18 protein-coding genes are annotated in these 20,042 nt (G+C 73.0%); 10 read left to right on the top strand and 8 right to left on the bottom strand.

What is annotated here, in order from left to right:
* Positions 1 to 32 precede the first annotated feature (32 nt).
* Positions 33 to 413, top strand: coding sequence for a hypothetical protein (locus H9640_RS08975; protein ID WP_191790385.1), 381 nt, complete (start codon positions 33 to 35; stop codon positions 411 to 413).
* A gap of 109 nt (positions 414 to 522) precedes the next feature.
* Positions 523 to 1,476: a membrane protein insertase YidC gene (gene yidC / locus H9640_RS08970; protein ID WP_191790384.1), complete on the top strand. Its 954-nt coding sequence runs from the start codon at positions 523 to 525 to the stop codon at positions 1,474 to 1,476.
* A 21-nt stretch (positions 1,477 to 1,497) separates the two neighbouring features.
* On the opposite strand, the gene H9640_RS08965 is transcribed toward yidC, so the two are convergent.
* Both H9640_RS08965 and H9640_RS08960 read right to left on the bottom strand, forming a co-directional pair.
* On the bottom strand, positions 1,498 to 2,706 hold the full coding sequence (locus H9640_RS08965; RefSeq protein ID WP_191790383.1) for a beta-ketoacyl-[acyl-carrier-protein] synthase family protein: 1,209 nt from the start codon (positions 2,704 to 2,706) through the stop codon (positions 1,498 to 1,500).
* Between the two features lie 279 nt (positions 2,707 to 2,985).
* Positions 2,986 to 4,731 carry a CocE/NonD family hydrolase gene (locus H9640_RS08960; RefSeq protein WP_191790382.1) on the bottom strand — a complete coding sequence of 582 codons (1,746 nt, stop codon included), beginning with the start codon at positions 4,729 to 4,731 and terminating at the stop codon, positions 2,986 to 2,988.
* 121 nt (positions 4,732 to 4,852) lie between these two features.
* Here H9640_RS08960 and H9640_RS08955 point away from each other — a divergent pair, with 121 nt between their 5' ends.
* Positions 4,853 to 5,530 (top strand): TetR/AcrR family transcriptional regulator, encoded by a 678-nt coding sequence (locus tag H9640_RS08955; protein ID WP_191790381.1) that lies wholly within the window; start codon positions 4,853 to 4,855, stop codon positions 5,528 to 5,530.
* Entirely contained in the window at positions 5,527 to 6,594 is a 1,068-nt protein-coding gene (locus tag H9640_RS08950; protein WP_191790380.1) for a magnesium and cobalt transport protein CorA, read from the top strand. The genes H9640_RS08955 and H9640_RS08950 overlap by 4 nt, the downstream gene beginning before the upstream one ends.
* A gap of 111 nt (positions 6,595 to 6,705) precedes the next feature.
* Here H9640_RS08950 and H9640_RS08945 read toward each other — a convergent pair whose 3' ends face one another.
* On the bottom strand, positions 6,706 to 7,254 hold the full coding sequence (locus H9640_RS08945) for a GNAT family N-acetyltransferase (protein WP_318243715.1): 549 nt from the start codon (positions 7,252 to 7,254) through the stop codon (positions 6,706 to 6,708).
* Between the two features lie 80 nt (positions 7,255 to 7,334).
* Here H9640_RS08945 and kynA point away from each other — a divergent pair, with 80 nt between their 5' ends.
* From kynA to helR, 5 genes are all read left to right on the top strand, one after another.
* Positions 7,335 to 8,198 (top strand): tryptophan 2,3-dioxygenase, encoded by an 864-nt coding sequence (gene kynA / locus H9640_RS08940; protein ID WP_191790379.1) that lies wholly within the window; start codon positions 7,335 to 7,337, stop codon positions 8,196 to 8,198.
* Positions 8,195 to 9,382 carry an amidohydrolase family protein gene (locus H9640_RS08935; RefSeq protein ID WP_191790378.1) on the top strand — a complete coding sequence of 396 codons (1,188 nt, stop codon included), beginning with the start codon at positions 8,195 to 8,197 and terminating at the stop codon, positions 9,380 to 9,382. Before kynA ends, H9640_RS08935 begins: the two co-directional genes overlap by 4 nt.
* Entirely contained in the window at positions 9,379 to 10,692 is a 1,314-nt protein-coding gene (locus H9640_RS08930; protein ID WP_191790377.1) for a kynureninase, read from the top strand. Before H9640_RS08935 ends, H9640_RS08930 begins: the two co-directional genes overlap by 4 nt.
* Before the next feature lie 136 nt (positions 10,693 to 10,828).
* On the top strand, positions 10,829 to 13,216 hold the full coding sequence (locus H9640_RS08925) for an ATP-binding cassette domain-containing protein (protein ID WP_191790376.1): 2,388 nt from the start codon (positions 10,829 to 10,831) through the stop codon (positions 13,214 to 13,216).
* 179 nt (positions 13,217 to 13,395) lie between these two features.
* On the top strand, positions 13,396 to 15,678 hold the full coding sequence (gene helR, locus H9640_RS08920; RefSeq protein ID WP_191790375.1) for an RNA polymerase recycling motor ATPase HelR: 2,283 nt from the start codon (positions 13,396 to 13,398) through the stop codon (positions 15,676 to 15,678).
* A gap of 76 nt (positions 15,679 to 15,754) precedes the next feature.
* On the opposite strand, the gene H9640_RS08915 is transcribed toward helR, so the two are convergent.
* The 5 genes from H9640_RS08915 to H9640_RS08895 form a co-directional block, all read right to left on the bottom strand.
* A complete protein-coding gene (locus H9640_RS08915; protein WP_191790374.1) occupies positions 15,755 to 16,333 on the bottom strand; it encodes a Dps family protein in 579 nt (192 codons plus the stop codon).
* 102 nt (positions 16,334 to 16,435) lie between these two features.
* The gene (locus H9640_RS08910) at positions 16,436 to 17,122 is read right to left on the bottom strand and encodes a DUF6766 family protein (protein WP_191790373.1); all 687 of its coding nucleotides are present in this window, start codon (positions 17,120 to 17,122) and stop codon (positions 16,436 to 16,438) included.
* Between the two features lie 81 nt (positions 17,123 to 17,203).
* A complete protein-coding gene (locus H9640_RS08905; RefSeq protein ID WP_191790372.1) occupies positions 17,204 to 17,656 on the bottom strand; it encodes a hypothetical protein in 453 nt (150 codons plus the stop codon).
* A gap of 65 nt (positions 17,657 to 17,721) precedes the next feature.
* On the bottom strand, positions 17,722 to 18,357 hold the full coding sequence (locus H9640_RS08900; protein ID WP_191790371.1) for a transcriptional regulator: 636 nt from the start codon (positions 18,355 to 18,357) through the stop codon (positions 17,722 to 17,724).
* The gene (locus tag H9640_RS08895) at positions 18,354 to 18,803 is read right to left on the bottom strand and encodes a DNA-binding protein (protein WP_225226920.1); all 450 of its coding nucleotides are present in this window, start codon (positions 18,801 to 18,803) and stop codon (positions 18,354 to 18,356) included. The genes H9640_RS08900 and H9640_RS08895 overlap by 4 nt, the downstream gene beginning before the upstream one ends.
* Before the next feature lie 57 nt (positions 18,804 to 18,860).
* Between H9640_RS08895 and H9640_RS08890 the strand changes: the two genes are divergently transcribed.
* A partial coding sequence (locus H9640_RS08890; protein WP_318243714.1) for a PEP/pyruvate-binding domain-containing protein occupies positions 18,861 to 20,042 on the top strand: 1,182 nt, incomplete at its 3' end.

The raw sequence follows: 20,042 nt of genomic DNA, 5'->3' as shown, positions 1-20,042 counted from the left end.
GCGACCGACGACGAGCGCAGGAGGTGAGGGACGTGCGGGCAGACCATGTCGTACGTGGAGCCGCCTCGCTGCGCGCGCGCTACGACCGGCTGACCTCGACGTCCTCGGCCCGGGCCGTGGCCCTGGTGCCGCTGCTGGCGGTGCTCGTGCTCGCCGTCGGGCAGTCGTTCGGCGGCTCGTCGTCGCTGGGCGGCGTGCTCTCCCTGCTCGGTGCCGCGACCCTCGCGGCCACCGCCGGGGCGCTCGGCGTCGTGCTCGCGTGCGTCGCGGTCGCGGTCCTGCTGCTGCTCGCGGTGCCCGTCGGCCCCGAGCCCGTGCCGCTGCCCGCCCCCGTGCGCCAGCACAGCCCCACGACCCCCGGACGGCCCCGGCCGCGAGCGCCGGGAGCGAGCCCGCTCCCGCGCACCGCCTGAACCTCCAGCACTCCCCCGAGCCGTCGTCGGCCCGGTGCCGTGCCGGTCCCTGCGGAACTGGCGCGGGAGCTCCGCGCTCCCCCCTCCCCTCCACCCGCAGGAGTCCACCGTGCCCGTCGTCGATGCCCTCACCCATGCCCTCTCCACGCTCGTCCACCCGATCCAGCTGGTGGTCGCCTGGATCCTCGTCCATCTCCACTCGGCACTGACCGCGCTCGGCCTCGACCCTGCCGGGGGTACCGCGTGGAGCCTCGCGATCGTCGGCCTGGTCGTGATCGTCCGGCTCGTGCTCGTCCCGCTCGTCGTCGTGCAGGTCAGGGGCATGCGGGCGATGCGCCTGGCCTCGCCCGAGATCCGCCGGATCCAGGAGAAGTACCGGGGCACGAGCGACCCGGCGAGCCGGGACGCGGCCCGCCGCGAGCAGCAGGAGCTCATGGCGCGCACCGGCGCCAACCCGCTCGCGGGCTGCCTGCCGCTGCTCGTGCAGGCGCCGGTCCTGTTCGCGCTGTACTCGGTACTCTCGGGGATCGGGCGCCAGGTGCCCGTCGGGGCGCTGACCGGCGACCTGGTCCGTGAGGCGGACGCCGCGACGCTCCTCGGCGCGCCTCTGTCGGGGACGCTGACCGGGGCCTTCACGGGCGGTGCCGCGACGGGCGGCCTGGCCGGGGTCCTGGTGCCCGCCGTGCTGATCGTCGTGATGTACGCCGCGCAGGTCCTGACCCAGCGGCTGAGCGCGCGCGCCAACCCGGTCGACACCACCCCGCTGGCGCGGCAGCAGGGCGCGTTCGCGTTCGTGCTGCCTGCGGTCTCCGCGGTCGTGGCGGTGGGCTTCCCCGTGGGAGTGGTCCTGTACTGGGCGACGTCGTCGCTGTGGGGGCTCGGGCAGCAGCTCGTGATCGGTCGCCTCGTGCCCTCGGGCGACCAGGACGTGGCGCGAGCGTCCCGTCCCGCGGTGGCCGAGGTCCCGGCCGGCGAGCCCGCCGGACCCGCTGTCGCCACGCGCGTCGGCGGGCAGCGACGGCAGCCGCGTCGCGGCACGACGAGGAAGGCACGCCGGAGCTGATGCCGAGGCCGCCCGACGTCCTCAGTCGCGCGAGACCACGACGCTCACGCTGTGCCCCCCGAACCCGAACGCGTCGACCAGCGCGTGCCGCGCCGTCGTCGGACGGGCGGTCCCGTGCACCACGTCGAGGTCGATCGCGGGGTCCGGGGTGTCGAGGTTGAGCGTGGGCGGCACCATGCCGTCGCGCAGCGCGAGCAGCGCGACGACGACACCGAGAGATCCCGAGGCGCCGAGGAGGTGACCGGTCGCACCCTTGGTCGAGGTCACGGGCGGCGGGTCGGGCAGGGCCGAGCGCAGCGCGTCGGCCTCGTTGCGGTCGCCCACGGGGGTCGAGGTCGCGTGGGCGTGGACGAGCCCCAGGTCGCCGGGCGACAGCCCGGCCGAGCGCAGCGCGAGCGTCACGGTGCGGGCCTGGTTCTGGGGGTCGCCGCCCACGATGTCGTAGGCGTCCGAGGTGAGCGCGGCCCCCGAGGCCACGCCCAGGACGCGGGCGCCGCGCGCCCGAGCGTGCTCCTCGGACTCCAGGACGACGATCGCCGCCCCCTCGCCCATGACGAAACCGTCGCGCGCGGCGTCGAACGGGCGCGAGGCCCGCTCAGGCTCGTCGTTGCGCGTCGACATGGCCCGCGCCTGGGCGAAGGCCGCGAGGGAGAACGCCTGCACCCCTGCCTCGACTCCCCCGCACACGACGACGTCCGCGGTCCCGGCGAGGATCATCTCGCGCGCCGTGGCGATGGCCTCGCTGCCGGCGGCGCACGCGCTGACCGGGGCCCGGGCGCCGGCCCGGGCGCCCAGGTCGATCGAGAGCCAGGCGGCGGGGCCGTTGGCCATGAGCATGGTCACGGCGTGCGGGGAGACCCGGCGGTGGCCGTGCGCGTCGAAGAGGCGGCTCTGAGCGAGGGTCGTGGCGATGCCTCCGTTCGCGGAGCCGACCACCACGGCCAGTCGTTCCGGGTCGACGTCCGGGTTCCCGGCGTCGGCCCACGCCTCCCGGCCCGCGACGAGCGCGAGCTGTTCGGCGCGGTCGGTGCGGCGCAGCAGCCGCACGCCGAGCGGCTCGGCGAACGCGTCGTCGACACGTGCAGCGATCCGTACGGGCAGGTCGTGCGCCCACTCATCGGAGATCGCCCGGACGCCGTGGTCCCCGCGCACGAGGGCCTCCCAGGTCCCCTGGGCCGTCGAAGACAGCGGTGTCACCGCGCCGATACCTGTCACCACTGCTCGTGTCATGGTGCCTCCCCGGTCGTGCACACGTGCCCGGTCGGGGTCCCGCGTGCGCCTGCCTGCACTGTAGGACGCGCGTCTCAACTCCGCTGCCCACAGACGTACCAGAGGTGCCGAGCGTGGGTTGCCGCTCGGGTCCGGCCGGATCTCGACGACAACCGGGTTCGCCCGACGACGACGGCAGTCTCGGCCGATCGACGCACCACCCGGCGGTAGGTGTCACGCCTCACGACCACGCCGTGCGTCCGCCCACCTCGCCCGAAGGTGAGGAGGGCGGACGTGGAGTCACGCGGTCAGGACCGGGAGCTGGAGGTAGGAGGGCCGGTGGCCGCCGGTGTGGACGACGTGCGTGCCCGCGTTGACGGTGGAGGCGTACTCGCGGTTGCCGGGCATCATGGTGCCCAGGAGCGACCGTCCGCTGACGACGAGACGCAGCTGTTCGCCGGGGTGGAACGCCAGGCCCACGGGGAGCAGGTCGATCTCGACGTCGACGACCTCGCCGGGCACGAGCTTGGCGACACGGTCAAAGGTGTGGGCGGGGACGTCGTCGGTGGAAAGCTCTTCGTCCAGGTGGCGCAGGGAGACGCGTAGGCGCCCGTCGGAGCCCTTGTAGCGCAGGATCGAGGCTCCTCGCTCGGTGACGTCGTGGACGATCGCGCCGTGGTTGAGCACGGTGAACTCCTGCAGCGGCGTGCCGTGCGCGTCGAGCTTCTGGACCAGGACGAACAGGTCCATGTCGTCGGAGCCCTGCGCCTCCACCCACAGGTGTGCCTTCGGGTACCCGACGAGGACGGTCTCGGTCTCGAAGCGCGTCACGAACGACACCACGTCCGGGTTGCCCCCCACGGCGTAGCCCGCCGTGCTCTCCGTGGCGGGCGGCCTCGTCGACAGGGTGCGAGCGACGCCGTCGAGGTAGTAGGTCGTGGACGTGACCTCCGCGGGCGGGAACTGGTCGGCAGGGACGTTCACCCGGTCGCTGCCTTCCAGGTCGAGCACGGAGTAGCGCACGCGCGGCGTCTGCTCCCACCCGTTGTCCTGGCCCTTGAGGACGTGGTCGAAGAACCGGCGCAGGTCCTCGACGTTGGCCTCGTCGTAGTAGTCGGGCCACTCCTGGCTGTTGTGGATGCGCAGCCACTTGTCCTGCGAGGCCATGCGCCGCCAGGCACGGAACGTGCCCTGGGTGTGCAGGGTGTTGGAGTAGCTAGCCACGACGTACGCAGGCACGGTGATCTTGTCGAAGTCGGGGATCTTGTCCTCCCACAGCTCGCCCATGAGCGGGAACTGGGCCGCCTCGGCGAGGATGTCCTCGCGATGGCTCCTGCCCCAGAAGCTGTTGTCCTGGAGCTGCTCGGCGAACCCGGTGTCGGGCATCCCGCCGCGCATCACGAGGTCACGGTAGACGTCGCTCACGCCTTCCCACGGGTTGATCGCAGCGAGGTGCGGGGGCTGCTCGGCTGCGGTGAACCACTGTGAGACGGCGAGGTAGGACGTGCCGCTCATCGCGACCTTGCCCGAGCACCAGTCCTGCTCGGCGAGCCACTCGACCAGGTCGTGGGCGTCGCGGCCTTCCTGGCGATCCCAGATGACACTGTCCCCCTCGGACTCGGCCACGCCCCGGATGTCGGGGTTGCAGATCGCGTAGCCGCGCGCGCACCAGTACGCGGGGTCGGGCCCCTCGAACTTCTCGAGCCCGGACACCGTGCCGTTGTCGAGCCCGACCAAGCCGAAGATGCCCATGACGCTCGCCGAGGTCCCCTGGCCCTTGCCGTAGGGGCTCCACGCCACGATGACCGGCACCTGCTCGGTCCCGACAGGCCGGAAGACGTCGACGTGGATCGTCACCCCGTCGCGCAGCGTGACGGGCACGTCCTTGTCGAGCACGACGTCGACCGGCAGAGGCTTGAAGGGCGGGGCGATCTGGAACCCCGCCTCGAGCGTCCGGGTCCCCGGCTCGTAGCCGCTCAGGATCCCGTACCGGGGACCCGGCTCCAGCGGCTGGGACGGCACATACACCTTCTGGTCGACGCTCATCGTGAGCTCCTCGTCTCTGTCGAGCCCGGGACGGGCTCTGCCAACTCCTCGACCGTACGACCGCTCGACGCAAAACTCAACACCTGTTGAGATTCGATCCGAGGGACGGTACCTTCGGAGCATGACCACACACACGAGCCCGGCGTCCCCGGCGCGGCGCGGGCGTCGACCGGGTGCAACCTCGACCAGGCAAGCCGTCCTCGACGCGGCCCGCGCCCGGTTCGCGGCCGACGGCTTCACGGCGACCACGATCCGCCGCGTCGCGGCCGACGCCGGGGTCGACGCCTCGCTCGTGATGCAGTTCTTCCGGTCCAAGGACGAGCTCTTCGCGGCCGTCATGTCCGTGCCGGCGGGCGCACTCTCGCGCTTCAGCGCGGCGTTCGAGGGGCCCGACCACGGCCTCGGGGAGCGGGTGGTTCGGGCCTTCCTCGGAATCTGGGAAGAGGACGCCCACAGCTCTGCCCCGCTGATGGCCATGCTGCGCGGTGCCATCGTCAACGATCAGGCAAGTACCCAGCTGCGCGAGTTCCTCCAGGAGCGACTCCTCGTCGACGCCGTCGCGTCCCGTGACGTCGAGGACGCGACGCTCCGCGCGGGGCTCGTGTCGTCGATGCTGGTCGGGCTCGTGGTGGGACGGGGAGTGGTCGGCGTCCCCACGCTGGCGCAAGCGGACCGTGAGACGCTGGTCGCCCTCGTCGGACCCGCCGTGCAGACGGTGCTCGCCCCGGCACCTGCGGCCCTCGGTGACGAGGAAGAGGACGAGGGCGATGACCCGTGCGACAAGGGGATGAACCGATGACGACGATCGACAGCCGCATCTACGTCGGCGGACACCGCACCGCGTCCCCACCTGACCTCCAGGGCGTCGCCGACGACCTGGAGCGCTCGGGAGGCGTCGCATGGATCGGGCTGCTGGACCCGAGCGAGGACGATCTCGAGACCGTCGCTGCGAAGTTCGGTCTGCACCCGTTGGCCGTCGAGGACGCCCACAAGGGGCACCAGCGCGCGAAGCTCGAACGGTACGGCGAGACCGTGTTCGTCGTGATCCGCCCCGCCTGGTACGACGACCGGGCCGAGCGCGTCGACATCGGCGAGGTGCACCTGTTCGTCGGGCCCCGGTTCGTCGTCACCGTCCGCCACGGCGATCGACTGGACCTGACAGCGGCTCGGGACGCGCTCGAAGCCGAACCCGAGTTCCTCGGCCGAGGGCCCGAGGCGATGCTCACGGCGTTCCTCGACGCCATCGTCGACGGCTATGCGCCCGTCGTGGCCGGCCTGGTGAACGACATCGACGAGGTCGAGGACAGCCTCTTCGGCCAGGGCAACGTGGATCCCACGTTGTCCCAGCGGATCTACAACCTGCTCTCCCAGGTCATCGCCCTCCAGCGGGCGATCGGCCCCCTCCCGGACATGGTGCACGGACTGCTGCGCGGGGCAGACCGCTACGGCACAGGCGACGAGGTGCAGAACCGGTTGCGCAACGTCCTGGACCACACGCTTCGCGTGACGGACCGCGTCGACGGTTCGCGGTCCCTGCTCGAGAACGCCCTGACCGTGCACTCCACGCTCGTCTCGCTCGAGCAGAACGACGCCATGCGCCGCATGTCCAGCGCGAGCCTCGCCCAGGGCGAGGAGAGCCGCCGCCTCGCGGAGGAGACCATCGACCAGGGCGAACAGGTCAAGAAGATCTCCTCCTGGGCCGCGATCCTGTTCACCCCGACCCTCATCGCCGGCATCTACGGCATGAACTTCGACTTCATGCCCGAGCTCCACTGGACCTGGGGCTACCCGTACGCCTTGCTCCTCATGGCCTGCTTCGGCTTCGGGCTCTGGGGCATCTTCAAGTGGCGCCGCTGGCTCTGAGAAGTCGCAGCGACCACGGACCGCGATCATCGAAGATCCACGGTGGAAACTGCGGTCACGAACACCGCCTCCGTGCGCCCGGGCACCCCGGGCGCCTCGGGGTGCGCGCCGCTACAGCGCGTGCGCCATGACGCGCTGCGGCCCCGCGTCACCCCCGAGGTACCGGCCGCGGTCGACGAACCCGCCGCGCGCGTAGGCGCGCAGCCCGGCGGCGTTCTCCTCGTTGACGGTCAGCACGACGGCCGCGAAAGGCCCTCGTCCGAGGCGCTCCGCGAGCCGGGCCGCGAGCGCCGGCAGGGCGGCCGCCACGGCGGTCCCGACGCCCTGTCCCTGGTGCGCCGCGTCGACGAGGAACCCGCGGAACAGCACGACGTCGCCGGTCGCCGGCCCGTCGAGCAGCGCGACGACCTCGGTGGGCGCGCCGCCCGGGTGCAGGACGCCGAGCCCCGCGACCTCCTCGCCGCGCGAGACGACCAGGAGGTGACGGCCGGGGTCCGCCTCGGCGAGGGCCACGATCTCGGCGGCCGACGAGACGAACCGGTCCTGGCCCGGTGCGGCCGTGACTCCGCGCAACCGGCCCAGCATCTCCTCGCGGGACGCCCGGTCCTGCGCGAGGTCGTCGAGAAGGATGCTGCTGGTCCGCCCGGTCTCCGTGTCCACCCGGCGACGGTACCCCCCAGCACGCGCAGTCCGGCACGTGACTCGTGGCACCCGTCGCCCACGGCACCTACTCTCGGGGGATGACAACGCCGTCACCGGGCAGCGAGCGCCCGCTCGAGCCCGACATCGTGACCGACCTGCGCGAGCAGATGACGTACGGCTCGTACCTGCACCTGGACACGCTCCTGGACGCGCAGGCCCCGGTCAGCGAGCCCGCCCACCACGACGAGATGCTCTTCATCGTGCAGCACCAGACGACCGAGCTGTGGCTCAAGCTGGTCCTGCACGAGCTGGTCTCGGCGCGCGCGCTCATCGCGGCCGACGACCTCCAGTCGGCGCTCAAGCGCATCGCGCGGGTCAAGCACGTCCAGCGCACGCTGACCGAGCAGTGGTCGGTCCTGGCGACCCTCACGCCGAGCGAGTACGCGCAGTTCCGCGGGTTCCTGGGCCACGCGTCCGGGTTCCAGTCGTGGCAGTACCGCGCGGTCGAGTTCCTGCTGGGCAACAAGAACGCGCGCATGCTCTCGGTGTTCGACGCCGAGCCCGCGGCGCGCGCCGAGCTCGAGCGCCTGCTGCACGAGCCGAGCGTCTACGACGAGTTCCTGCGCTACCTCGCGCGGCACGGCCACGACGTGCCGGCCCGCGTGCTCGAGCGCGACGTCACGCAGGGCTACACGCTCGACGAGGACCTGGTCGAGACCTTCCGCGCGATCTACGACGACCCCGAGGGCAACTGGCTCGCCTACGAGAGCTGCGAGGAGCTCGTCGACCTCGAGGACAACTTCCAGCTCTGGCGCTTTCGTCACATGAAGACCGTGCTGCGCATCATCGGGACCAAGCGCGGCACGGGTGGCTCGAGCGGCGTGGGCTTCCTCGAGAAGGCCCTCGACCTGACGTTCTTCCCCGAGCTGTTCGCGGTGCGCACCGAGATCGGCCGGGCGTGAACGGAGCGCCCGGACGTCCTGCGGTCACCTTCACGGTCGACGCCCGCTGGGAGCGGGGTACGGGATGGACCGGCCCGACGGCGGTCGTCGCCACCCCGGGCGGCTTCCGCTCGCGTGTGGGTACCGACCCTGCTCCGACCCGTCACCTCGCGGGCGTCCTCCTGCCCGGCTTCCGCGACGCGCACGTCCACCTGGCGCTGGTCGACGCCGGGGCCCTGTTCCGGGGCGGCCTCGCCGCGGTCGACGACCTGGGCGGCGACCCGGCGGTCGTGTCGGCCCTCGCCGCACGCTCCGCCCGGGGCGCACGATCGGCCCGGTCCGGCCCTGCCGACACCTCACCACTGCCCGAGGTCCGCTTCGCCGGGGCGTTCCTGACTGCCCGCGGCGGCTACCCGTCGGACCGGTCGTGGGCGCCCCCCGGAGCAGTCGAGGAGGTCGACGGCCCCGCACAGGCCGCCGCCGCAGTAGACCGGCAGGTCGCCGCGGGGGCGAGCTTCGTCAAGGTCGCCCTGCACGCGGACGCGGGTCCCGTGCCCGACGACGCGACCCTCCGTGCGCTCGTGGGTCGGGCGCACGAGCACGGCCGGACCGTGGTCGCGCACACCGAGGGCGCGGGCCAGGCCGAGCGGGCACTCGTGGCGGGCGTGGACCGGCTCGCGCACTGCCCGTTCAGCGAGCGGCTGCCCGACCGCCTCGTGACGGCGGCGGCGCGCACCCAGTCATGGGTCAGCACGCTCGACATCCACGGCTGGGGCTCCCCGGCGGCCCCGTACGCGGTGGCCCTCGACAACCTCACGCGGTTCGTCGCGGCGGGCGGCGCGGTCGTCTACGGGACGGACCAGGGCAACGGTCCGCTGCCCGTCGGGGTCGACGAGCGCGAGCTCGTCGCGCTCCAGTCCGCAGGTCTCGCCACGGACGGGCTGCTGCTCGCCCTGACCTCCGCACCGACCCCGGTCGCCTGCACGTTCCTGCCCGGGCCGAGACCCGCGCCGGGCGCCCCGCCCGAGGAGGTCGCCGCCTGGCTCGCGCGTGCGACGGTGCTCAGGCCACGCGACCTCCTCGGCCGGGAACCACCTGCACGTGACGGACCGACGGCCGACCCGCCCTCGGCCGACGCCTCCGGCCGTGCGGTGACCACCCACGACCTGTCCCTCGACGACCCGACCAGGGAGCACCACCCGTGACCAGCAGCCAGGCCAGTCCCCCGACCGCCCGCACCCGGACTCCCGCGCGACGCGCCGCAGCCCTCGACGCCGCCGACCCGCTCGCCCGGTTCCGGGACGAGTTCGTGCCCTCCGACGACGTGGTCGCCTACCTCGACGGCAACTCTCTGGGGCGTCCCACGCGCGCGAGCGCCGAGCGCCTGGCCCGCTTCACGACCGAGCAGTGGGCCTCGCGCCTCATCCGCGGCTGGGACGAGTCCTGGTACGACCTGCCGCTCGCGATCGGCGACCGGATCGGGCAGACCGCGCTCGGCGCGGCGCCGGGCCAGACGTTCGTGGGCGACTCGACGACCGTGATCCTCTACAAGCTCGTGCGCGCGGCGCTCGACGCCCGCCCGGGGCGCACCGAGATCGTGGTGGACACCGGGAACTTCCCCACGGACCGGTTCGTGCTCCAGGGCGTCGCGGCCGAACGGGGCGCGACGCTGCGCTGGCTCTCCCCGGACCCCGACGCGGGCGTGACCCCGGACGAGGTCGCGGGCGTCGTCGGGCCGCAGACCGCGCTCGTGGTCCTCAGCCACGTCGCCTACCGGTCCGGGTTCCTCGCCGACGCGGGCACGATCACGCGCGTCGCCCACGACACCGGGGCGCTCGTGCTGTGGGACCTGTGCCACTCCGCGGGGGCCGTGCCCGTCGCGCTCGACGCCTGGGACGTGGACCTCGCGGCGGGCTGCACCTACAAGTACCTCAACGGCGGCCCCGGGTCGCCCGCGTTCGGGTACGTGCGCGCAGAGCTCCAGACGGCGCTGACCCAGCCGATCCAGGGCTGGATGGGCAGCGACGCGCCGTTCGAGATGGGGCCCGAGTACGCACCCCACACCGGGGTACGGAGGTTCCTGAGCGGTACGCCCGCGGTCGTCGGGATGCTCGCGATGCAGGACATGCTCGACCTGCTCGACGAGGCGGGGAACGTCGCCGGGGCCGATGCCGTGCGGGACAAGTCGGTCCGGCTCACCACGTTCGCGCTCGACCTCGTGGACGAGCTCCTGGTGCCCCTGGGGGTGCGCGTGGCCTCGCCCCGCGACCCGGCCCGGCGCGGGGGCCACGTCACGATCGACCACGCCGCGTTCGAGCACGTGGTCGGGCGGCTGTGGGCGCAGGGCATCATCCCCGACTTCCGCCGCCCCGACGGTCTGCGGCTCGGGCTCTCGCCCCTGTCGACGAGCTTCGCCGAGGTGCAGGTCGGGGTCGAGGCGATCCGCGCAGCCCTCCTCGAGGAACCCTCGCCTGGGCCTGCCGACGCTCCCGCGGACGTGGCGCCGTCGGGCTGAGCCACGCACCACCCGGCGCACGCGGCGTCGCGCCCCCTCGCCGCGTCGGTGCCTGGACCTAGGCTGGGGCGGACGAGAGACGACATGCCCGGCCGCAGGCTCTCGCGCGCCTGCCGACCCGACAGATGGAGAGCCCATGAGCACGGCCACGAGGACGGACGAGTCGTCCGCACTGCCCCTTGCCGACAGCCACGACATGATCCGCGTGCAGGGCGCACGCGAGAACAACCTCAAGGACGTCAGCGTCGAGATCCCCAAGCGCCGGCTCACCGTCTTCACCGGTGTCTCGGGCTCGGGCAAGAGCTCCCTGGTGTTCGGCACGATCGCGGCCGAGTCGCAGCGCATGATCAACGAGACGTACAGCGCGTTCCTGCAGGGCTTCATGCCCTCGCTCTCCCGGCCCGAGGTCGACCACCTCGAGGGGCTCACGACGGCCATCATCGTCGACCAGGAGCGCATGGGCGCCAACCCCCGCTCGACGGTCGGGACCGTCACGGACGCGAACGCGATGCTGCGCATCCTGTTCAGCCGCCTCGGGCAGCCGCAGATCGGCTCGCCCCAGGCGTACTCGTTCAACGTGCCCTCGGTGTCCGGCAGCGGCGCGATCACGATCGAGCGGGGTGGCAAGACGCAGGCCGAGAAGGCGACGTTCCACCAGCTCGGCGGCATGTGCCCGCGCTGCGAGGGCATGGGCAACGTCAACGACTTCGACCTGACCGCGCTCTACGACGACAGCAAGTCCCTCGACGAGGGCGCGCTCATGATCCCCGGCTACTCGATGGACGGTTGGTACGGGCGCATCTACCGCGGCTCGGGGTTCTTCGACGCGACCAAGCCGATCAGCACGTTCACCAAGCGCGAGCTGCACGACCTGCTCTACAAGGAACCGACCAAGATCAAGGTCGACGGCATCAACGTCACGTTCGAGGGCCTCATCCCCAAGATCCAGAAGTCCTTCCTGTCCAAGGACGTCGACGCGATGCAGCCCCACATCCGGGCGTTCGTCGAGAAGGCCGTGACCTTCCAGACCTGCCCCGAGTGCCACGGGACCCGCCTGAGCCCCGAGGCGCGGTCGTCGAAGATCGCCGGCACGAGCATCGCCGACGCGTGCCAGATGCAGATCACCGACCTCGCGGAGTGGGTGCGCGGCCTCGACGAGCCGTCCCTGGCGCCCCTGCTCAAGGGCCTGCAGCACCTGCTCGACTCGTTCGCCGAGATCGGGCTGGGGTACCTCTCGCTCGACCGACCGTCGGGGACCCTGTCCGGCGGCGAGGCCCAGCGCACCAAGATGATCCGGCACCTCGGCTCCTCGCTCACCGACGTCACGTACGTCTTCGACGAGCCGACCATCGGCCTGCACCCGCACGACATCGAGCGCATGAACTCCCTGCTGCTCCAGCTCCGGGACAAGGGCAACACGGTCCTCGTCGTCGAGCACAAGCCCGAGGCCATCGCGATCGCGGACCACGTCGTGGACCTGGGCCCGGGCGCGGGCACCGCGGGCGGCGAGATCGTCTTCGAGGGCACGCTCGACGGCCTCCGAGCCTCCGACACCACCACGGGCCGCCACCTCGACGACCGCGCGACGCTCAAGGAGGCCGTGCGCCCCCCGAGCGGGCAGCTCGAGATCCGGGGGGCGAGCGAGCACAACCTGCGCGACGTCGACGTCGACGTGCCGCTCGGCGTGCTGTGCGTCGTGACGGGCGTCGCCGGGTCCGGCAAGAGCTCGCTCATCCACGGGTCCGTCGCGGGGCGCGAGGGCGTCGTGGTGATCGACCAGAGCGCGATCCGCGGCTCGCGGCGCAGCAACCCCGCCACGTACACGGGCCTCCTCGACCCGATCCGCAAGGCGTTCGCCAAGGCCAACGGGGTCAAGCCCGCGCTGTTCAGCGCCAACTCCGAGGGCGCCTGCCCGGTCTGCAACGGCGCGGGCGTCATCTACACCGACCTGGGCGTCATGGCCACGGTCGAGACCACGTGCGAGGAGTGCGGCGGCAAGCGGTTCCAGGCGGCCGTGCTCGAGTACACGCTCGGCGGGCGCGACATCGCCGAGGTCCTCGCGATGTCGGTGACCGACGCGGAGAGGTTCTTCGCCGAGGGCGACGGCCGCATCCCCGCGGCCCACTCGATCCTCAGCAGGCTCGTCGACGTCGGGCTCGGGTACCTGAGCCTGGGACAGCCCCTCACGACCCTGTCCGGCGGCGAGCGCCAGCGCATCAAGCTCGCGACGCAGATGGGCGCCAAGGGCGACGTCTACGTCCTCGACGAGCCGACCACGGGCCTGCACCTGGCCGACGTCGAACAGCTCCTCGGCCTCCTCGACCGGCTCGTCGAGGCAGGCCGGTCGGTCATCGTGATCGAGCACCACCAGGCCGTCATGGCGCACGGGGACTGGATCATCGACCTGGGCCCCGGCGCAGGGCACGACGGCGGACGGATCGTCTTCGAGGGCACCCCGGCCGAGCTCGTCGCGGCCCGCTCGACCCTCACGGGCGAGCACCTCGCGGCGTACGTGGGGGGCTGACCGCCCGCACGACGGGTGAGCGCACCGGGTGAGCGCCCACGGTGAGCACGAGAGTGGCGGGCAGGTCCTCGGACCTCCCGCCACTCTCAATCTATAGCGCACCGGGGGGCTTGCGGCAAGGCCCCCGGGGTGGCGCACGATGGTCGGCCCGAGCCCCGCACGACGGAACGAGCGCCTTCATGCCACCCTCCACGCCCACCCCCACCCCCGTCTCCCGGTCGACCGCGAACGCGAGCGTGTTCGCCCTCCCTGCGCGCCTGGCCCCGAAGGCCGACCCCGCCCTCGTCGCCGACGACGAGCAGCACTTCGCGGCGATCGCGGCCTGCCTCGACGACGCGGTCGCCGACGTGTCCGCGCGCCTCGACGCGGCCCGCAGATCGCCGGGCGGCAGCGGGACGCTCGCCCTGGAGCGCGACCAAGAGATCCACCGGCTGTCCGGACGGCTGCGCACCCTGCGAGCCCACGGGCTGGACCTGTGCCTGGGCCGCGTCGTGCCCGCGGACGGCTCCGAGCCCGTGCACATCGGCCGGTTGGGACTCACCGACCGCAGCGGACGCCGACTGCTGGTCGACTGGCGCTCCCCCACGGCCGAGCCCTTCTTCCGCACGACCGACGCCCACCCGATGGGGCTCGCGAGCCGTCGTCGCTACCGCTGGACGCAGGGCCGCATCAGCGACTACTGGGACGAGGTCTTCCTGACGGTCCAGGGTTCCGGACCGGGTTCCGGACCGGGCTCCGGAGCGCGGGGAGCGGGGGGCGCCGGCGGGCTCGCGTCCTCGGCCTCGCTCGACGACCAGTCGGCCTTCATCGCGAGCCTGGGAGCCGAGCGGACCCCGCGGATGCGCGACGTGCTGGGCACCATCCAGGCCGACCAGGACGCCATCATCCGTGCGGGTTCGGACGGCGCCCTCGTGGTCGACGGCGGGCCGGGCACGGGCAAGACCGTCGTGGCCCTGCACCGCGCGGCGTACCTGCTGTACGCCGACCCGCACGTCGGACGGCACCGGGGCGGGGTGCTCGTCGTCGGGCCGCACCAGCCGTACCTCGACTACGTCGAGGACGTCCTGCCGAGCCTGGGCGAAGAGGGCGTGCAGACGTGCACGCTGCGCGACCTCGTCCCCGAGGGCGCGAAGGCCACGGTCGAGGCAGAGCCGGCCGTGGCCCGCCTCAAGGCGTCCGCCCGCATGGTCGCGGCGATCGAGCCCGCGGTGCGGCTGTACGAGCGTCCTCCCCGGACGGGCACGACCGTGGAGACCCCGTGGCTCGACCTGCGGCTCGGCGCCGACGACTGGGCCGAGGCGTTCGACGCCCCTGACCCCGGCACGCCGCACAACGAGGCGCGCGACGTGGTCTGGGAGGCGTTGATCGAGATCCTGATGGACAGGCTCGGCGACGCGCAGGGCGACGACGGGCTGCCGCTCGACCTCGTGCGCCGCTCCCTGGTGACCCACCGCGACCTGGCGAAGACCCTCAACACGGCCTGGCCGCTCCTGGAGCCGTCCGACCTCGTCGGCGACCTGTGGGACGTGCCCGCCTACCTGAGGATGTGCGCGCCCTGGCTCACGCCGGACGAGGTCCGGTCGTTGCAGCGCGACGAGCCGCAGGCCTGGACGGTCTCGGACCTGCCCCTCCTGGACGCGGCACGGCAGCGGCTCGGTGACCCCGAGGCGTCGCGCCGCCGTCGCCGGCACGCAGCGCAGGTCGCGGCGGAGCGTGAGGAGATGAGCAACGTCGTCGACCACCTCATCGCGACCGACGACTCCGAGCTGCAGGTCATGTCGATGCTGCGTGGTCAGGACCTGCGCGACGCCCTGGTCGACGACGCGTCCCGGCCGGACGTGACACCCGACCGGCTCGCGGGACCGTTCGCGCACGTCGTGGTGGACGAGGCGCAGGAGCTCACGGACGCCGAGTGGCAGATGCTGGCGCTGCGGTGCCCGTCGCGCAGCTTCACGGTCGTCGGGGACCGCGCGCAGGCGCGGCACGGGTTCACCGAGTCCTGGCGCGAACGGCTCGAACGCGTCGGCCTGTCGCAGGTCGACGTGGCGTCGTTGACCATCAACTACCGGACGCCGCAGGAGGTCATGGCCGAGGCCGAGCCGGTCATCCGGGCCGCGCTGCCGGACGCCAACGTGCCCACGTCGGTCCGCAGTGGCCATGCGCCCGTCCTGCACGGCGCTCCCGAGGACCTGGACGCGATCCTCGACCGGTGGCTCGCCGAGCACCAGGGCGTCGCGTGCGTGGTCGGGGACCCCGCGTTCCGGGCGACCGAGCGTGTGCGCTCCCTGACCCCGGTGCTCGCGAAGGGGCTCGAGTTCGACCTCGTGGTCCTGGTCGACCCCGCGTCGTTCGGCGAGGGCGACGACGGCATCGCGGGCGCCGTCGACCGCTACGTCGCGATGACCCGCGCGACCCAGCAGCTCGTGATCCTCACCCCCGGGAACGCGCCGCTGTCGGCCTGAGCACGCGAGCGCCCACCGCGCAGACAGCACGGAGCCCCTCTCCCCGTGCGGGGAGAGGGGCTCGGTGTCGTTCGGGTCAGGCTTCCTTCTTGGCTGCGGACTCCGCCTTGCGGGCCGCGCCGGTCTCGGTCGTCGCCCCCGAGGTCGAGAGCTCGCCACCGGAGGACTCGAGGTGCGCGCGGACGAACCAGTGGAAGAGCTCGAGCTCGTGCAGGTGACCGACCAGGAGGTCGTTGGTCACGGTGTCGAGCTCCTCGGTGTCGGCGGCCGCCTTGCGGTGGTCGGCGATGACTCCCTGGTAGACCTCGTCGAGCGCACCCAGGTGGGCGATGGTCGACGCGCGGCCCAGGCTGTAGTCCTCCCAGGTACGCTCGGCGACGATCGCGCCCGGCGTGCCGCGCGGCGGGACGCCGAGGGTCGCGATGCGCTCGGCCGTGGCGTCGACCATGGCACGGACGGCATCGACCTGCGGGTCGATCATCTCGTGGACGGCGATGAAGTGCGGTCCCACGACGTTCCAGTGGATGTGCTTGAGGGTCAGCGCCAGGTCGTTGAGCGCGTGCAGACGCTTCTGCAGGATCGCGGCGATCTTCCCCCCGTCCTTCAGGGTCAGCGACGGGACGGTGTACTCGGGCATCTCCTTGCGGACAGCCATGTATTCCTCCTCGGTGCTCGGTCCATCAGCGCCTTGCGCTCCTCCCATCGTGGCCCGGGTGCCGTGCGCTCGCAGGTCGAGGCGTCGTGATCGCCGTCACGCTCATCCCTCGACACCGGTGGCCGTGTGGGAGGTCCCGACGGGCTTGGACTCGGGCGACCCGCGCTCGCGCAGGTAGATCGAGAAGGCGACCATGCACGCCACCGCGAGGAACTCGGACTGCCAGTTCTGCAGCGTCCGGCCCCAGAAGTCGGGCAGGGTCAGGTACTGGCCCCAGGTGACGGGGTCCTCGAGGTCACGCATCGCGGACTCGTTGTACGTCACCGAGCCCGCGATCGACTGTGCGAGCCAGCTCAGCGCGAAGATCGACCCCATGACCAGGCTCAGCGAACGGGAGTAGAGCGCGAGCCGCCAACCGCGGACCCGCGCCCACGGCGGGGACTGCGGCGTCGAGAACTCGGCGACGTGCTGCGCCTCGTCGGACTCACGCCCGGCCTGGCCAAGGGGCTTGGACTCCGGGGAGCCCTTCTGCACGAACCACACGGTCGCGAGGACGTAGAGCAGGAACTGGAGGAACTCCGACTGCCAGTTCTCGGTCACGTCCACCGCGAACGCCGAGGTCGTCACGTACTGCCCGAGCGTGATCGGGTCGAGGCCCGCCGAGGCCTGCTCCTGGTTGTAGAGCGCGACCCCGAACACGGCCTGCCCCGCGAGGGCGAGCACGAAGATCGTGACGAACACGAGCGTGAGCCCGTTGTCCCGCAACGCCGCCGGCACGCGCGCGCTCATCGCGCGAGCAGCCCGACCGTGAGGAACCACGCGAGAGCGAGGAGGACCCCGCCCAGGAGCCCGAAGAAGACGCCGCGCACGTCAGCCCCCGTCCAGGAGGCAGTCGTAGGGGCGGTCGGGACGCGGGACGCACCCTGCCGCCGTGACGCGCCACGAGTCCCCCGACACCGCGAGGAACGTGACCTCGCCGCCCAGGAGGACCTGCGCCTGACGACCGGCCACGGTGACGGACGAGTCGCCCGGCGCCTCCTCGACGCGCCGGGCCACGGGGCCCAGCACGAGGCCCGCCTCGCCGTCGATCAGCGCCTGGTCGCACGACGACGCCGCATCCTGCTCGAACGACTCGCGCGTCGCGGGGGCGAGCAGACCGCACGCCGTCGACGGGTCGTGGGCGCTCAGCGCCGCGAAGAACTCCTGGGTGACCGCGACGGCGTCGTCGGCGCCCGGGACCGGGCCGCACCCGGCGAGCACGAGGCCCATCGTCGCTCCCGCGAGGGCGACGCGCCCTCGACCCTCACCCCACAGGACGGACATACCCGGACGGTAGCGGCCCGAGCGACCCTCCGCCCGGCGAACGGCGACGATGCTCCGCTAGGCCCTCACTCCGTCGTCGCGCGGTCGATCCCGAGCGTCGCGACGAGGTCCTCGTGCAGCTCGAACCACACGCGGTGGCACGAGTCGACGTCGGTGCCGTCGACCCAGCCGCCCTCCCCCGCGCGTGCCCGGCGCAGGGCCGTGGAGAAGCGCTCGTCGTACCCGCCGAACCGGACCAGGACGTCGCCGAGCCGCCGCGCGAGCGGGGCGAGGGCGTCGTCGAGCGCGGTGAGCTCGTCGAGCACCGCAGCGTCCCAGGCGGGGTCGGTGTGGTCGTTGGGGGCCAGTCGCGCTCCCGGCACGGGCCGCAGCTGCCAGTCGGTGCACGCCCGCTGGAGGCGCGCGTTGAGCGGCAGGAACTCGCGGTGGGCGTGGGGGACGTCGTCGGCCCGGCCCGTGGCGGCAAGCTCGGCCGTGAGCCGGCGCTCGTCCTCGCTCCGTCCCGCCTCGGTCAGCGCCCAGCCGCTCAGGTCCGCGAACGCGGACCGTTGCACCCATCCGTACGCCTCGAAGTCGCCGAGCAGCTCGTCGGTCTCGGCCGGGTCGAGGTCGAAGCGGCGGGCGAGCGTCGCGGTGTCGGCGAACCCGCAGATGCGGACCGCGTGCAGGACGAGCAGGTCGACCGGGGAGTCCTGGGTCACGCGCGGCCCTCCTGCCGTGCCGTGAGCCGGTGGAAGTGCTGCTGGCACGCCTGCGGGGAGTTGAAGCCCATCGCGTCGGCGATCTGGGCCCAGGTCAGGCCTGCGCTGCGTGCCGTGAACAGCAGGCCGCTCTCGAGGCCGTCGACCTCGGCGCGCGCGGCGGGCAGCAGCGCGAGGGCGTCGAGGAGGTGCTCGGGCGGCAGGTCGGTGGACCGCCAGAGCGCGAACCGTGCGAGGTCCACGGCCGACGGCGGCACGGACGCGGGCTGCCACGGCCGGGGCTCGAGCGCGTCCGCGCCCCGCGTGAGCAGGTGGGTGCGGGCGTCGTGCTCGCGGCGCGCCTGGGCGTGGTCGGCCCGGGTGGTGCGGTCGGCCCCGGTGGTGTGGGCTGCCCGCGCGGCGGGAGGGGCTTGCACCGCGTTGGCGGTGTCGTCGTTGCGTGGCATGCGACGATCCTGCACAATCAACGAAATGTTGTCAACGATCTATTGAAGGCGGTTCGGGTGCTCGTCCCACTGGAGGAGGCCGCGCGCGAGACGTGCGGCGGCAAGGCCACGGCGCTCGGCGGGCTGCTGCGGGCAGGACTGCCCGTCCCCGACGGCTTCGTGGTGCCGTTCGACGCCTACCGGGCGGCGGTCCCCGACGACGTGCTGCGCGACGCCCTCGCCCCCGCCCTGCGGGCGCTCGGTTCGCCCCGCGTCGCGGTCCGGTCCTCGGCCACGAGCGAGGACACGGCCCGGGCCTCGGCGGCAGGGCAGCACGAGAGCGTGCTCGCGGTACAGGATCCCGACGACGTCGCGCACGCCGTCCGCGCCTGCTGGGCCTCGCTGCACTCGCCCCGGGCGGTCGACTACCGGGCGGGGCTCGACGCACGGGGCGAGACAGGCGGCGAGGACGGCGCGACGCCCGACGAGCCCGCCATGGCCGTGCTCGTCCAACGCCTGGTCGACGCCGAGGTCTCCGGGGTCGTGTTCGCGTCCGACGACCCGGGCGTCACGACCGTGATCGAGGCGTCGTGGGGGCTGGGCCCCTCGGTCGCGGGCGGCACGGTCACGCCCGACACCTATCGCGTCGTGGCGCACGAGACCCTCGGTCGCGGGGCCGTGCGCGTGTCCTCGCGCGTCGTCGCCGACAAGCGGACGCGTCTCGACCGGGACGGTACTCGTCTCGTGGCGCGCGACGTGCCCCCGGACGACCGTCGGCGACCCACGCTCGACGACGTGACCGCCACCTGCCTCGCCCGGCTGGGGTGGCATGCGGCGGACCTCCTCGGCGGGCCGCAGGACGTCGAGTGGGCGCTCGCCGACGGCACGCTCTGGATCGTGCAGGCCCGGCCGGTCACGGCTCCGCTCCCGGCTTCTTCTGCCGACGTCTCGGGAGACGCACCCCGGCGCGGCGCCGCGAACCTGCTCCGCGGGACCGCAGCAAGCTCCGGCGTCGCGACGGGACCGGCCCGTATCGTCCGCGGTCCGGCCGACTTTCCGCGCGTACGCGCCGGCGACGTCCTCGTGTGCCCCTTCACCGACCCCGCCTGGACTCCCCTGCTGCGCATCGCTGCGGGGGTCGTCACGGAGGCGGGAGGCGTGCTGTCGCATGCGGCGATCGTGGCCCGCGAGCGCCGCATCCCCGCCGTCCTGGGAGTCGCGGGGGCCACCGGGACCATCCTCGACGGCAGCGTGGGGGCC

Origin of the sequence: Oerskovia gallyi (assembly GCF_014836745.1) — a bacterium.
Taxonomy (GTDB): Bacteria; Actinomycetota; Actinomycetes; order Actinomycetales; family Cellulomonadaceae; genus Oerskovia; species Oerskovia paurometabola.
Note: the sequence above shows the minus strand (reverse complement) of the source record. Positions and strands in the feature narration are given on the sequence as shown.

Coding starts and splice junctions, on each gene's coding strand:
- H9640_RS08950 (WP_191790380.1), top strand. CDS start 5,527: ATGACGACGATCGACAGCCGCATCTACGTCGGCGGACACCGCACCGCG.
- H9640_RS08960 (WP_191790382.1), bottom strand. CDS start 4,731: ATGAGCGTCGACCAGAAGGTGTATGTGCCGTCCCAGCCGCTGGAGCCG.
- H9640_RS08895 (WP_225226920.1), bottom strand. CDS start 18,803: ATGCCACGCAACGACGACACCGCCAACGCGGTGCAAGCCCCTCCCGCC.
- H9640_RS08915 (WP_191790374.1), bottom strand. CDS start 16,333: ATGGCTGTCCGCAAGGAGATGCCCGAGTACACCGTCCCGTCGCTGACC.
- H9640_RS08965 (WP_191790383.1), bottom strand. CDS start 2,706: ATGACACGAGCAGTGGTGACAGGTATCGGCGCGGTGACACCGCTGTCT.
- H9640_RS08925 (WP_191790376.1), top strand. CDS start 10,829: ATGAGCACGGCCACGAGGACGGACGAGTCGTCCGCACTGCCCCTTGCC.
- kynA (WP_191790379.1), top strand. CDS start 7,335: ATGACAACGCCGTCACCGGGCAGCGAGCGCCCGCTCGAGCCCGACATC.
- H9640_RS08955 (WP_191790381.1), top strand. CDS start 4,853: ATGACCACACACACGAGCCCGGCGTCCCCGGCGCGGCGCGGGCGTCGA.
- helR (WP_191790375.1), top strand. CDS start 13,396: ATGCCACCCTCCACGCCCACCCCCACCCCCGTCTCCCGGTCGACCGCG.
- H9640_RS08910 (WP_191790373.1), bottom strand. CDS start 17,122: ATGAGCGCGCGCGTGCCGGCGGCGTTGCGGGACAACGGGCTCACGCTC.
- H9640_RS08905 (WP_191790372.1), bottom strand. CDS start 17,656: ATGTCCGTCCTGTGGGGTGAGGGTCGAGGGCGCGTCGCCCTCGCGGGA.